8 protein-coding genes and 1 pseudogene are annotated in these 13,214 nt (G+C 61.3%); 8 read left to right on the top strand and 1 reads right to left on the bottom strand.

Annotation, left to right across the window (positions count from 1 at the left end; all coding sequences use genetic code 11):
- Positions 1-250: 250 nt before the first annotated feature.
- Entirely contained in the window at positions 251-1,705 is a 1,455-nt protein-coding gene (thiI, locus tag ACW9IN_RS24015) for a tRNA uracil 4-sulfurtransferase ThiI (protein WP_457368157.1), read from the top strand.
- A 139-nt stretch (positions 1,706-1,844) separates the two neighbouring features.
- Positions 1,845-3,665 carry a translational GTPase TypA gene (gene typA, locus ACW9IN_RS24010; protein WP_457368156.1) on the top strand — a complete coding sequence of 607 codons (1,821 nt, stop codon included), beginning with the start codon at positions 1,845-1,847 and terminating at the stop codon, positions 3,663-3,665.
- A 194-nt stretch (positions 3,666-3,859) separates the two neighbouring features.
- On the opposite strand, the gene ACW9IN_RS24005 is transcribed toward typA, so the two are convergent.
- Positions 3,860-4,294: a YkgJ family cysteine cluster protein gene (locus tag ACW9IN_RS24005; protein WP_457368155.1), complete on the bottom strand. Its 435-nt coding sequence runs from the start codon at positions 4,292-4,294 to the stop codon at positions 3,860-3,862.
- A gap of 238 nt (positions 4,295-4,532) precedes the next feature.
- On the opposite strand from ACW9IN_RS24005, the gene ACW9IN_RS24000 reads away from it, so the two are divergent.
- The 6 genes and pseudogenes from ACW9IN_RS24000 to ACW9IN_RS23975 all read left to right on the top strand — a co-directional run.
- On the top strand, positions 4,533-6,983 hold the full coding sequence (locus ACW9IN_RS24000) for a glycogen/starch/alpha-glucan phosphorylase (protein ID WP_457368154.1): 2,451 nt from the start codon (positions 4,533-4,535) through the stop codon (positions 6,981-6,983).
- 156 nt (positions 6,984-7,139) lie between these two features.
- On the top strand, positions 7,140-10,217 hold the full coding sequence (locus ACW9IN_RS23995; RefSeq protein ID WP_457368153.1) for a DUF2339 domain-containing protein: 3,078 nt from the start codon (positions 7,140-7,142) through the stop codon (positions 10,215-10,217).
- A complete protein-coding gene (locus ACW9IN_RS23990) occupies positions 10,214-11,569 on the top strand; it encodes a DUF3999 domain-containing protein (protein WP_457368152.1) in 1,356 nt (451 codons plus the stop codon). Before ACW9IN_RS23995 ends, ACW9IN_RS23990 begins: the two co-directional genes overlap by 4 nt.
- Before the next feature lie 95 nt (positions 11,570-11,664).
- On the top strand, positions 11,665-12,675 hold the full coding sequence (locus ACW9IN_RS23985; protein ID WP_457368151.1) for a class 1 fructose-bisphosphatase: 1,011 nt from the start codon (positions 11,665-11,667) through the stop codon (positions 12,673-12,675).
- 176 nt (positions 12,676-12,851) lie between these two features.
- Positions 12,852-13,106 carry a hypothetical protein gene (locus ACW9IN_RS23980; protein WP_457368150.1) on the top strand — a complete coding sequence of 85 codons (255 nt, stop codon included), beginning with the start codon at positions 12,852-12,854 and terminating at the stop codon, positions 13,104-13,106.
- 30 nt (positions 13,107-13,136) lie between these two features.
- A pseudogene (locus ACW9IN_RS23975) lies at positions 13,137-13,214 on the top strand (lipocalin family protein); the annotation flags it as partial.

Below are 13,214 nucleotides of genomic sequence, written 5' to 3'. Positions count from 1 at the left end.
CAACCTGCCTCACAAGAGAGCAAATTGCATGCCAGTGCCCCGACATGGGTTTTTTGCCTCAAAATAGCCCCTATAAAGGTGCATTGCGCTCGAATGGAAAAAATATCGCACTGTAATGTGGCATTTTTTCTCATCTGCGCACCTTTATGGTGCCTTGAGGCACCTGTACATATTAACTGGTTAAACCTTGAGCGATTTCCGCTATAATCCGCGCCCCCCTTTTTCAGCAGGCCTGGCGCGCGCTGTTTCCATGAAATTAATCGTTAAAGTCTTCCCCGAGATCACCATCAAGAGCCGACCGGTACGGACGCGTTTCATCCGTCAGTTGGCCAAGAACATCCGTGCCGTGCTCCGCGATCTGGACCCGGCTGTGGTGGTGAACGGCGTGTGGGACAACCTCGAGCTGGAAACCCGCGTCACCGACGCCAAAGCCTTGAAAGAAATGACCGAACGCCTGAGCTGCATGCCGGGCATCGCGCATTTTCTGCAAGTGGACGAGTACCCGCTGGGCGACTTCGATGACATCACCGAGAAGTGCAGGCAGCACTTCGGCCAGGCCATCGAGGGCAAGATTTTTTCGGTGCGCTGCAAGCGCGGCGGCAAGCACCCGTTCAGCTCCATGGACGTGGAGAAATACGTCGGCAGCAAGCTGCGTCGCGAGTGCGGTGCAGCCGGAATTTCGCTGAAATCGCCTGAAATCGAAGTGCGCATCGAAATTCGCGACCAACGGTTGTTCGTGATCCACAGCCAGCACAACAGCATCGGCGGTTACCCGCTGGGTGCGCTGGAACAGACGCTGGTATTGATGTCCGGCGGTTTCGATTCGACAGTCGCGGCCTATCAGATCATGCGCCGTGGCCTGATGAGCCACTTCTGCTTCTTTAACCTGGGCGGGCGTGCACACGAATTGGGCGTGATGGAAGTTGCGCACTATATCTGGAAGAAATACGGCAGCTCCCAGCGTGTGCTGTTCGTGAGCGTGCCGTTCGAGGAAGTGCTCGGCGAAATTCTCGGCAAAGTCGACGACAGTCATATGGGTGTCGTATTGAAGCGTATGATGTTGCGCGCGGCGTCGAAAATCGCTGATCGCCTGCACATCGACGCACTGGTGACCGGCGAAGCGCTGTCCCAGGTGTCGAGCCAGACGCTGCCGAACCTGTCGATCATCGATTGCGTCACCGAAAAACTGGTGTTGCGCCCGCTGATCGCCAGCCACAAGCAGGACATCATCGACCAGGCGGACCTGATCGGTACCGGCAACTTTGCCCGCCATATGCCGGAATACTGCGGGGTCATCTCGGTGAACCCCAAGACCCACGCCAAGCGTCACCGCGTGGAGCATGAAGAGAAAGAATTCGACATGGCGGTTCTGGAGCGTGCGCTTGAGAACGCCAGGCTGGTCCCGATCGATCGCGTGATCGACGAACTGGGCCAGGATGTGCAGATCGAAGAAGTCAGCGAAGCCCTGGCTGGCCAGATCGTCATCGACATCCGTCACCCGGATGCCGCTGAAGACGAGCCGCTGGAAGTCGCCGGCATCGACGTACAAACGCTGCCGTTCTATGCATTGAACGCGCGTTTCAAGGAACTGGATAACAGCCGTCAGTACCTGCTGTATTGCGACAAAGGCGTGATGAGTCGCCTGCATGCCCACCATCTGCTCAGTGAGGGGCATGCCAATGTGCGCGTTTATCGACCGAGCTAAGAGCCCGGGGCTGTTTGCCTGTGGCCTGCGTCATCGGCCCCCCGACTCTGCCGTCAAGCTGTAACGGCAAGGCCTGACTCTATTGTTAATCGCTGCCACGACCTGTCAGCACACCGAATCCTCTGATCGAGATACACAAGTGATCGAAAATCTACGCAACATCGCCATCATCGCCCACGTTGACCATGGTAAAACCACCCTGGTAGACAAACTCCTGCGTCAATCCGGCACCCTGGAGCGCAACGAGCTCAACGACGAGCGCGTGATGGACTCCAACGACCAGGAAAAAGAGCGCGGCATTACCATTCTGGCCAAAAACACCGCCATCAACTGGAACGGCTACCACATCAACATCGTGGACACCCCGGGCCACGCCGACTTCGGCGGCGAAGTAGAGCGCGTAATGTCCATGGTTGACTCCGTGCTGCTGCTGGTCGATGCCCAGGACGGCCCTATGCCGCAAACCCGTTTCGTGACCAAGAAGGCGTTCGAAGCCGGCCTGCGTCCGATCGTGTGCATCAACAAGGTTGACCGTCCAGGCGCGCGTCCGGACTGGGTTCTGGACCAGATCTTCGACCTGTTCGACAACCTGGGTGCCACCGAAGAACAGCTGGACTTCAAAGTCGTCTACGCCTCGGCCCTGAACGGCATTGCCGGTCTGGACCACACCGACATGGCCGAAGACATGACCCCGCTGTACCAGTCGATCGTCGACAACGTACCGGCGCCGGCGGTTGACCGTGACGGTCCGTTCCAGATGCAAATCTCTGCACTGGACTACAACAGCTTCCTGGGTGTTATCGGTGTTGGCCGTATCGCCCGTGGTCGCGTCAAGCCGAACACCCCGGTTGTCGCCATCGGCGCCGACGGCAAGAAACGCAACGGCCGCATCCTGAAGCTGATGGGTCACCACGGTCTGCACCGCATCGACGTTGAAGAAGCGGCAGCGGGCGACATCGTGTGCATCAGCGGTATGGAGTCGCTGTTCATCTCCGACACCCTGTGCAACCCGGACAACGTCGAGGCGATGAAGCCGCTGACCGTTGACGAGCCAACCGTTTCCATGACTTTCCAGGTGAACGACTCGCCGTTCTGCGGTAAAGAAGGCAAGTTCGTGACCTCCCGTAACATCAAGGAGCGTCTGGACAAAGAGCTGCTGTACAACGTTGCACTGCGCGTTGAAGAAGGCGACTCGGCTGACAAGTTCAAGGTTTCCGGCCGTGGTGAGCTGCACCTCTCGGTACTGATCGAAACCATGCGTCGCGAAGGCTTCGAGATGGCTGTAGGCCGTCCGGAAGTGATCATCCGTCAGGTTGAAGGCGTGAAGCAGGAACCGTTCGAAAACGTCACCATCGACACCCCGGAAGAATCCCAGGGCAAGGTGATGGAAGAGATGGGCCTGCGTAAGGGCGACCTGACCAACATGGTGCCGGATGGCAAGGGCCGTGTACGTCTGGAATACAACATCCCTGCGCGTGGTCTGATCGGTTTCCGTAACCAGTTCCTGACCCTGACCAACGGTGCTGGCATCCTGACCTCGATCTTCGATCGCTACGACACCATGAAGTCCGGCGACATGTCCGGCCGTCAGAACGGTGTTCTGGTCTCGGTAGAAACCGGCAAGGCGCTGACCTACTCCCTGGAAACCCTTCAGGCGCGTGGCAAGCTGTTCGTTGAACACGGCCAAGAGATCTACAACGGTCAGATCATCGGTCTGAACAGCCGTGACAACGACATGGGCGTCAACCCAACCAAAGGCAAGAAGCTCGACAACATGCGTGCTTCGGGTAAAGACGAAACCATCGCCCTGGTTCCACCTGTTCGCTTCACCCTGGAACAGGCCCTGGAATTCATCCAGGACGACGAGCTGTGCGAAGTGACGCCGAAGTCGATCCGTCTGCGCAAAAAGATCCTGGACGAAGGCGAGCGTACCCGCGCTGCCAAGAAAGCCAAGAACTGAGTTAACTCAGGCTGAATGAAAAACGCCCCCGGTCGAAAGGCCGGGGGCGTTTTTTTATGCCTGCGGTTTGTGTGTTTTTCTCTGCTGGCCCCATCGCAGGCAAGCCAGCTCCCACACTTGAATGTGTTCACAAATCAAAATGTGGGAGCTGGCTTGCCTGCGATGAGGCCCTTGAAGCCACTACAAGATTTGGATCAGAACTTATCGAGAGTCTTGAACCGGGTCTCGCGCACCACTTCCTTCGGCTTGTACGCGCAATACCCCGGGCGCGGCCCGATTTTCGGGTGATTGCGGCAGGTATCCGGGCGCTTGTCATAAATAGTGCAGAAGCGGCTCTTACGATCCAGGTACAGGCAGTCGTTGTTGCTCATGCGCTGCAGGGTAAAAATCTCGGACTTGGAATTGAAGCGCTCGACAATGCCTTCCTTCTGCAAGCGTTTGGCGATGTTCTTCGGCGGGTCGCCGCGCTCGAACTCGTCGACGATGCCGATGCGGATCAGGTCTTTGATCTTTACTTCGACCGGCAGCGTGCAGCAGCTGGACACGCAGCCGCCGCACATATGGGCGGAGTATTTCTGCCACGTTTCAAGACGGTCGAGTTCCGCGGCGGCGATCAGTTGAGGCTTCATCGGGGTTCCAAAAGGTGTGGCGTTATCCGGGCGCGCGATCATACCGGGATTGGTGATTTTTTGAACAATATTTTGTGGGTTTCGGCCAAAAGGCGCGCTGGCGTCAAAGCAGGCACGGCCAATGCATCAAAACCTTGCCCAGTTAAATGCGTTAAAAAAGTGCCGAACCAGAGCGTCTACCGTCTGTCAGACCGACTAGGCTCTAGCAACTCCTTCAATCTCGCCCGAGGTCGCACCGATGTCTCAGGAACCGCTTGCACGAGAAGCAGAGGTAGCCGCATTTCGCGATGCCGTCTTGACCAAACTCACCTACGCGGTGGGCAAGGACCCGGATCACGCCTTCGACCACGACTGGTTCGAAGCCATTGCCCTGGCGGCCCGCGACCAGATGGTCGATCACTGGATGGACCATACGCGGCGCATTTACCGCAAAGGCCAGAAGCGGGTGTATTACCTGTCCCTCGAATTCCTCATTGGCCGTTTGCTCTACGACAGCCTGAGCAACCTCGGGGTATTGGAGATCGCCCGCGAAGCGCTGGCGGAACTGGGCGTGGACCTTGAGCGCATCCGCCTGCTGGAGCCCGATGCGGCACTCGGCAACGGTGGCCTGGGGCGCCTGGCCGCATGTTTCATGGAGAGCATGTCGACCCTCGGCGTGGCGGGTCATGGCTATGGCATTCGTTACGAGCACGGCCTGTTCCGCCAGGCGATTGTCGACGGCTGGCAGCAGGAGCAGACCGAGCGCTGGCTGGATTTCGGCAACCCATGGGAGTTCGAGCGGGCCGAAGTGATCTACCCGATTGGCTTTGGCGGCAGCGTCGAAACCAAGGCCGATGCCTCGGGCAAGATGATCCAGGTGTGGTGGCCCAACGAGACCGTACGGGCCGTGGCCTACGACACCCCGGTAGTGGGCTGGCGTGGTGCCAGCGTCAACACGCTGCGCTTATGGCGTGCGCGCGCTGTCGAAGATCTGCACCTGGAGCGCTTCAACGCGGGTGATCACCTGGGCGCCGTCGCCGAAGTGGCCCGCGCCGAAAGCATTTCGCGGGTGCTTTACCCGGCCGACAGCACCGAAGCGGGGCAGGAACTGCGCCTGCGTCAGGAATACTTCTTCGTTTCCGCCTCCCTGCAAGATTTGCTGCGCCGGCACAAGAACATGCACGGCTCGGTGCTCAGCCTGGGCGAACACGCCGCCATCCAGCTCAACGACACCCACCCGTCCATCGCCGTGGCCGAGTTGATGCGCCAACTGGTGGACCTGCACGATATTCCGTGGGAAGCGGCGTGGGACGTGACCGTCGAAACCCTGTCCTATACCAACCACACCCTGTTGCCCGAGGCGCTGGAAACCTGGCCGGTGGGGCTGATGGAACGCATGCTGCCCCGGCACATGCAGATCATCTATTTGATCAACGCCCAGCACATCGATTCGTTGCGGGCCAAGGGCATCCATGATTTCGACGTGCTGCGCGCCGTGTCGCTGATCGAAGAGGACAACGGTCGTCGCGTGCGCATGGGCAACCTGGCGTTCCTCGGCTCCCACAGTGTCAACGGCGTTTCCGGTCTGCACACCCAACTGATGCGCAGCACGGTGTTCTCCGAATTGCACAAGCTCTACCCGGAGCGCATCAACAACAAAACCAACGGCATCACCTTTCGCCGCTGGCTGTACCAGGCCAACCCCAAGCTCACCGAGATGCTGGTGGAGGCCCTCGGGCCGGATATTCTCGACAAGCCCGAGCAGCGCCTGGTTGAGCTGGAGCCTTTCGCCGAGAAGCAGACCTTCCGCAAGGCCTTCGCCGAGCAGCGCCTGCACAGCAAGCGCGCACTGGCCGAAATCATCCATGAGCGTCTGGGCGTGTCGGTCAACCCGGCGGCGATGTTCGATGTGCAGGTCAAGCGTATCCACGAGTACAAGCGCCAGTTGTTGAACTTGTTGCACACCGTGGCGCTGTACCAGGCGATTCGTGCCGAGCCGGGCACCGACTGGGTGCCACGGGTGAAGATCTTCTCGGGCAAGGCGGCGGCCAGTTACCACCAGGCCAAACTGATCATCAAGCTGACCAACGACATCGCCCGCACCGTCAACAATGACCCGACCGTGCGCGGCCTGCTCAAGGTGGTGTTCCTGCCCAACTACAACGTGAGTCTGGCGGAGAGCATCATTCCGGCGGCGGATTTGTCGGAGCAGATCTCCACCGCCGGCTTCGAGGCGTCGGGCACCAGCAACATGAAGTTCGGCCTCAATGGCGCACTGACCATCGGCACCATGGACGGCGCCAACGTGGAGATGCACGAACGTGTCGGCGCCGACCACATGTTCATCTTCGGCCTCAGTGCGCAGCAGGTGGAGGCGCGCAAACATGCCGGTGAATTCAACGCCGGGCCGGACATTGCCGCGTCCCATCGTTTGAACGACGTGCTGCAAGCGATCCGGGGCGGGGTGTTCTCGCCGGATGACCCGGGGCGCTATGTGGGGCTGATCGACGGGCTGATCGACTACGACCGTTTCCTGGTGTGTGCCGACTTCGATTCGTACTGGGACGCCCAGGCGCGGGTCGAGGCGCATTGGCATGACTCGAAGGCATGGTGGCGTTCGGCGGTGCTGAATACTTCAAGGATGGGCTGGTTCAGTTCGGACCGGACTATCCGCGAATACGCCACCGAGATCTGGAAAGCCCTCGACTAAACACCACGATACCCCCTGTGGGAGCGGGCTTGCCCGCGATAGCGGACTGTCAGTTTGCAGATATGTCGACTGGTACACCGCAATCGCGGGCAAGCCCGCTCCCACATTAGGTCCGCGTCGATATACTAGGGCTCGATTTGCCTAGGGATATCGACCATGCAATGGATTTTCATGCTGATTGGCCTGGCGCTTGGCTGGACGCTTGACGAGTCGTTCAGCGATGCGGGCATTGGTGCGCTGTTGGGTTTGGGCATTGGCCAGGCCATCCGCCTGGCGCAGCTTGCGAATCGGGCAGACCAACAGGCACGTCAGTTGGAAACCACGCAGAAGGCGCTGATAGCGCTGGGTGATCGCCTGCGGCAACTGGAAGTGCCAGCGCCTGCGAGCAGTGTGATTGTCGAATCCCCCGTTCCCGAGCCCGCACCTGTCGCCAAGGCCGCCGACCTGGTCTGGGAGCTGCCGGCCGACCTGGCGCCGGTTGCCATCACCGCCGAAGCCAGCCAGCCGTTACCGGATGACGCCTGGGCACCGGCACCACCTCCCAAAGAACCCGCTACACCTCGCGGCCCGAACCTGATCGAACGCGCCATCAGCGGTGCGCGCAACTGGCTGTTGGGCGGCAATACCGTACTGCGCGTCGGCGTGGTGCTGCTGTTCCTCGGCCTGGCATTTCTGCTGCGTTACGCCACCGAAGGCATGGTGGTGCCGATCGAGCTGCGTTACGCCGGTGTCGCCGCCGCTGCGCTGGGCCTGCTGGGCCTGGGCTGGTGGCTGCGGCTGCGCAACGGCCAGTACGGGCTGATACTGCAAGGCACCGGCATTGCGGTGTTGTACCTCACGGTATTCGCTGCGATGCGTCTGCACCCGCTGATCGACCCCGGTGCGGCGCTGGGTTTGCTGGTGGCGGTCACCGTGTTTTCGGCGATTCTGGCGATTACCCAGGATGCGCTCGGTCTGGCTTGCGCGGCGGCTCTCGGCGGGTTCGCCGCGCCGATCCTGGCGTCCACCGGCGCTGGTAACCACGTCGCACTGTTCAGTTATTTCGCGTTGCTTAACGCGGGCATCCTCGCGATAGCCTGGTTCAAGGCCTGGCGCTTGCTCAACCTGATCGGGTTTGTCGGCACGTTCGGCATCGGTTTCGCCTGGGGCATGCGCTCCTACACGCCGGAGCTGCTCTGGAGCACCGAGCCGTTTCTGATTCTGTTTTTTCTGATGTACCTGGCCATCGGCCTGCTGTTCGCCCGGCGCAAGTTGTCGGAGAGGGAGGAGGCGCCTGAAGGCCGCGACGCGTTACTGCGCTGGTCGGCGGCCAAGGGCGATTATGTCGACGGCAGCCTGTTGTTCGGTCCGCCGCTGGTGGGCTTCGGCTTGCAGTTCGCGCTGGTGCAACACCTGGAATTTGCTGCCGCATTCAGCGCCTTGGGCCTTGGCATTATCTACCTGGGGCTGGCGCGGCTGCTCAGCGGCGGGCGTGCCTTGTTGCTGGCCGAAACCTGCCTGGCGCTGGGCGTGATCTTTGCCAGCCTCGCGATTCCTCTGGGGCTCGATGCGCGCTGGACGGCAGCGGCGTGGGCTGTGGAGGGGGCCGGCATCTTCTGGCTCGGCATGCGCCAGCAGCGACCCGTGGCCAGAGCGTTCGCCTTGTTGCTGCAGTTGGGAGCGTCGCTCGCTTTCCTCGGCGAACTGCGCGACAGCCAGGACACTTTGCTGCAGGGCCCCCCCTTGGGCGCGTTGTTGTTGGGCGCGGCGCTGTTGTTCAGCTTTTATCAATTGCACACCGCTGCGCCGGAACATACCCTGCGCTGGGAACGGCTGGGTGCACCCTGGCTCGCCGTACTCGGCCTGGGCTGCGTTTACTTGCTGGCGCCGCTGTTGTTTTCGACCCAAGGCAGCATCGTCAGTTGGGCCGTTGCTGGCCTGGCGATCCTGTGGACGGGCCAGCGTATCGGTTCGCCAGTGGTCGTGCGTTGTGGCGTTGTCGGGCAGGTGTTGGGCGGCGCGCTATTTGCGCTCGACCCCGTGACCAACGCCTGGACACCGCTGATCATCGCCGTGGCGGCAATGGTCGGCGCGTGGCGCCTGCCCCGCGGCCGGCTGTCTACAGCGTTGCTGGCCTGGGGCGTGGCCTGGTGGGCCTTGGCGGTGATCATAGAAGTGTGGCGTTTGGCGCCTGCGACCCTGCATGCTTCGCTGTTGTTGCTGGCGGCTGCGCTGAGCGTGGTGATCTGGACGGCACTAGCGCTTCGTTTGCGCTGGGTCGCCTTGGGTATCGCCAGTACGTTGCTCATGCCTGCGGCGAGTCTCGTGTTGTGGGGCACGTGGACTGAGTTTTACCACCCGGCGGCGCAGTTCGGCTGGCTGGCGTGGCTGACAGTGTTCACCCTGCATTTCATTTCGCTGCGTCGTTTGGCGCTGCTGGTACCTGCCAACGTATTGAGCGCGGCCCATGTGCTGGGCTGCTGGATGCTGATCGGCGTGCTGGCACTGGAGCTGCGCTACGGTCTGATGATGCTGTCCAGCGAATACAACGCGTGGCGTTGGCTGGGTTGGGCGATTCTGCCGAGTCTGTACCTGGTGCTGGCGGCTGCGCCACGCGGATGGCCGTGGCCGGTGTCGGCGTATCCGCGCGAGTACCGTGTGCTGGTCGCACTGCCGCTGGCGGTGCTGATGCTGGGCTGGTTCTGGCTGGCGAACATGTTCAGCGACGGTGCAGCCGAACCGTTGCCCTATGTACCGTTGCTCAACCCGCTCGACCTGGGCCTGCTGTTTGCGTTGCTGGGGATTTACGTGTGGTCGCGCAGTGTGGCGCCGCAGCGCGGGCTGCGCATCGAGTTGTTGGCGCAGGGCGTGGCAGGTATTTCGCTGTTTGCGTTCTTTACCGCGCTGGTCATGCGCACGGCCCACCATTGGGGCGGCGTGCCGTTCCATCTGGATGCGTTGCTGGAGTCGATGCTGGTGCAGGCCGGGCTGTCGATCGTCTGGACCCTGATCGCCCTGGGCCTGATGATTGGCGGCCACCTGCGCCATCGTCGCGAGGTGTGGCTGATCGGTGCGGCGTTGATCGCCGTGGTGGTGGCCAAGCTGTTCTTTGTGGAACTGAGCAACCGTGGCGGCCTGGCGCGGATCGTGTCGTTCATCGGTGTGGGCGGGCTGCTGCTGGTGGTGGGCTATTTCGCGCCATTGCCGCCCAAGCGTGTCGAGCCGGTGCTGGAAACGGAAGGAGCATCCTCTTGAACGGTCAGTTGAGCGTGGTTGTGCTGGGCTTGTGTACGACTTTATCCGTGTGGGCGCAGGAAACGCCTGCCGACTTCACCACCCAGGTGCCGCTGAGCGTCAGTGGCAGCGGCCCGTGGTATCGGCTGGAGTTGCCACTGGCGGTGCAACTGAATGCGCGCCAGGCAGACCTCGGCGACGTACGCATATTCAACGCTGCGGGCGAGCCACAGGCGTATGCGCTGTCGCGTCAGTCGGCCCAACGCTCCGAAAGTCGCACTGTCACGGACGTGAAGTGGTTCCCGCTATACGCCGCCGACACCCGCGAAGCCCTGCCCGGCGTGGTGATGAAGACCACCACCGATGGCACGTTGCTGGAGGTCAAACCGTCCGGTGCGGCCAAGCCCGGCAAGCAAATGCGGCGCGGGTGGGTGCTGGATGCCAGCGCGATCAAGGCGCCGTTGCAGCAACTGAGCCTGGACTGGAGCCGCGAACGTGATGGCTTCCAGCGGTTCAGCATCGAAGCCAGTGATGACTTGCAGCATTGGCAGGCGTGGGGCGATGGCCAGGTGGCGCGCCTGTCGTTCGCCGACGAGCGGGTCGAGCAGCATGACGTGAGCCTGCCGGGGCAGCCTGCGCGTTACCTGCGTTTGCTCTGGCAAGGGCAGGCGGCGCCAATGTTGACGTCAGCCAAATTGACCAGCGCCACCAGCAGCAGTCTGCCGCTGCCGCTGGTGTGGTCGCCACCGTTGGCGGGCACACGGCTCAAGGCCGGGGAATACAGCTGGCAGCTGCCGGCGGGCTTGAGTGTCGAACGCCTGCGCGTCGAACTGAAGCAGCCGAACACGCTGGCCCCCGTGACCTTGTCGGGGCGTCGCGACGCCAAGCAGGCGTGGCAGCCGTTGAGCAAGGGTGTGCTGTATCGCCTGGCGCAGAATGGCCAGGACGTGGTGCAGGATGAATTGCCGTTGCCCGGCCAAGTGATCACCGAGCTTAAATTGCAGGTGGATGAGCGTGGCGGCGACCTGGGCGTCGATGCCCCGGCGTTGCGGTTTGCGGTGCGCACCACGCAGTTGGTGTTCCTGGCGCGGGGTGAGCCACCGTTCACCCTGGCGTTGGGCAGTGCCTCGGTCAAGGCGGCAAACCTGCCGCTGTCGACGCTGATCCCGGACTACAGCGCCGAGCGCCTGAAAACCCTGGGGCAGGCCAAGGTGTCCGGGGAGGCGCAGGTCCAGACGCCCGCCGTAGTCGCCACAGCCGAGGCGGGCGCCGACTGGAAGAAACTCGGCCTGTGGGCCGTGCTCCTGCTGGGTGTGGCAGCGCTGGGGGCCATGGCCTACAGTTTGTTGCGCCGGCCTGCGGGAACGCCGTGAACTCTATTGGAGTTAAATCCTCTGATTAGAGGAAATACGCCCCGACTCGCGCTAAACTGCGCGGGTTTTCAGCCCCCCATTCTCCGGAGCCTTACATGTCCCGCGTTACCTTGAGTCGCTATTTGATCGAGCAGACCCGCAGCAACAACACTCCTGCCGATCTGCGTTTCCTGATCGAAGTGGTGGCGCGTGCCTGCAAGGAAATCAGCCATGCCGTTTCCAAAGGCGCGCTGGGGGGTGTCCTGGGCAGCATGGGCACTGAAAACGTGCAGGGCGAAGTCCAGAAGAAGCTCGACGTGCTCTCCAACGAAATCCTGCTGGAAGCCAACGAATGGGGCGGTCACCTGGCCGGCATGGCGTCCGAAGAGATGGACAATGCCTACCAGATCCCGGGCAAATACCCTAAAGGTGCCTACCTGCTGGTGTTCGACCCACTGGACGGCTCGTCCAACATCGACATCAACGCCCCGGTCGGCACCATCTTCTCGGTACTGCGTTGCCCGAACGAGTACCTGAGCCAGAACGAAGCCCTGAACGAAAAGGCTTTCCTGCAGCCGGGCACCCAGCAAGTCGCGGCCGGCTACGCGATCTACGGCCCACAGACCATGCTGGTGCTGACCCTGGGCGATGGCGTCAAGGGCTTTACCCTGGACCGTGAAATGGGCAGCTTCGTGCTGACCCACGAAGACCTGACCATCCCGGCGACCACCCAGGAATTCGCCATCAACATGTCCAACCAGCGTCACTGGGAAGAACCGGTGAAGCGCTACGTCAACGAGTTGATGGAAGGCGAGGAAGGCCCGCTGAAGAAAAACTTCAACATGCGTTGGGTGGCGGCGATGGTGGCCGATGTGCACCGCATCCTGACCCGTGGTGGCCTGTTCATGTACCCGCGCGACAGCCGCGAGCCGTCCAAGCCCGGCAAGCTGCGCCTGATGTATGAAGCCAACCCGATGTCGTTCCTGGTGGAACAGGCTGGCGGCGCGGCCACCGATGGTCACCAGCGCATTCTCGACATCCAGCCTGAAGGCCTGCACCAGCGTGTGGCGGTGTTCCTGGGTTCGAAGGAAGAAGTCGAGCGTGTGACGGCGTACCACAAGCAGTAAGTCGATGCGATAGGTGATTGGCCTGGTTGTGAGCCGGATCACCCTTAAAGAAGCCCCGAAACGTTTCAGCGTTTTCGGGGCTTTTTTGTTTTTGTTCATCGGGAACCAGACACCTGTTTTCCCTTCTAAGCTTCTGGCAGATACCCACGCTGCTTTGTCTCTCCAGGAGTTATTCCATGTCGTTACGCCGTCTCGCCCTGCTGGCTTTTTGCGTGCTGTTGGGCGCCTGCAGCAAGGTCAATCAGGAAAATTACGCGAAGCTTTCGGCTGGCATGGCCAAGGCCGAGGTGGAGTCGCTGTTGGGCAAGCCGACCGATTGTTCCGGCGCACTGGGCATGTCCAGCTGTACCTGGGGCGATAAAAACAGCTTTATCAGCGTGCAATACGCCGGTGACAAAGTTCTGATGTTTTCCGGGCAAGGCCTGAAGTAAACCGGGGCGCGAGCCTGCGGGAGAAGAAGAATGATGCGTTTTGTTTTATACCTTTGTGCCAGCCTGTTTTTGGCAGGCTGCGCCAGCCATTCTGGCGATGATCTGCAG

It is taken from the genome of Pseudomonas sp. SDO5271_S396, from assembly GCF_054071795.1.
Note: the sequence above shows the minus strand (reverse complement) of the source record. Positions and strands in the feature narration are given on the sequence as shown.

Bases quoted from the DNA above. Each gene is read 5' to 3' on its own strand.
- thiI (WP_457368157.1), top strand. From the start codon at position 251: ATGAAATTAATCGTTAAAGTCTTCCCCGAGATCACCATCAAGAGCCGA.
- ACW9IN_RS24005 (WP_457368155.1), bottom strand. From the start codon at position 4,294: ATGAAGCCTCAACTGATCGCCGCCGCGGAACTCGACCGTCTTGAAACG.
- ACW9IN_RS24000 (WP_457368154.1), top strand. From the start codon at position 4,533: ATGTCTCAGGAACCGCTTGCACGAGAAGCAGAGGTAGCCGCATTTCGC.
- ACW9IN_RS23995 (WP_457368153.1), top strand. From the start codon at position 7,140: ATGCAATGGATTTTCATGCTGATTGGCCTGGCGCTTGGCTGGACGCTT.
- ACW9IN_RS23985 (WP_457368151.1), top strand. From the start codon at position 11,665: ATGTCCCGCGTTACCTTGAGTCGCTATTTGATCGAGCAGACCCGCAGC.
- ACW9IN_RS23980 (WP_457368150.1), top strand. From the start codon at position 12,852: ATGTCGTTACGCCGTCTCGCCCTGCTGGCTTTTTGCGTGCTGTTGGGC.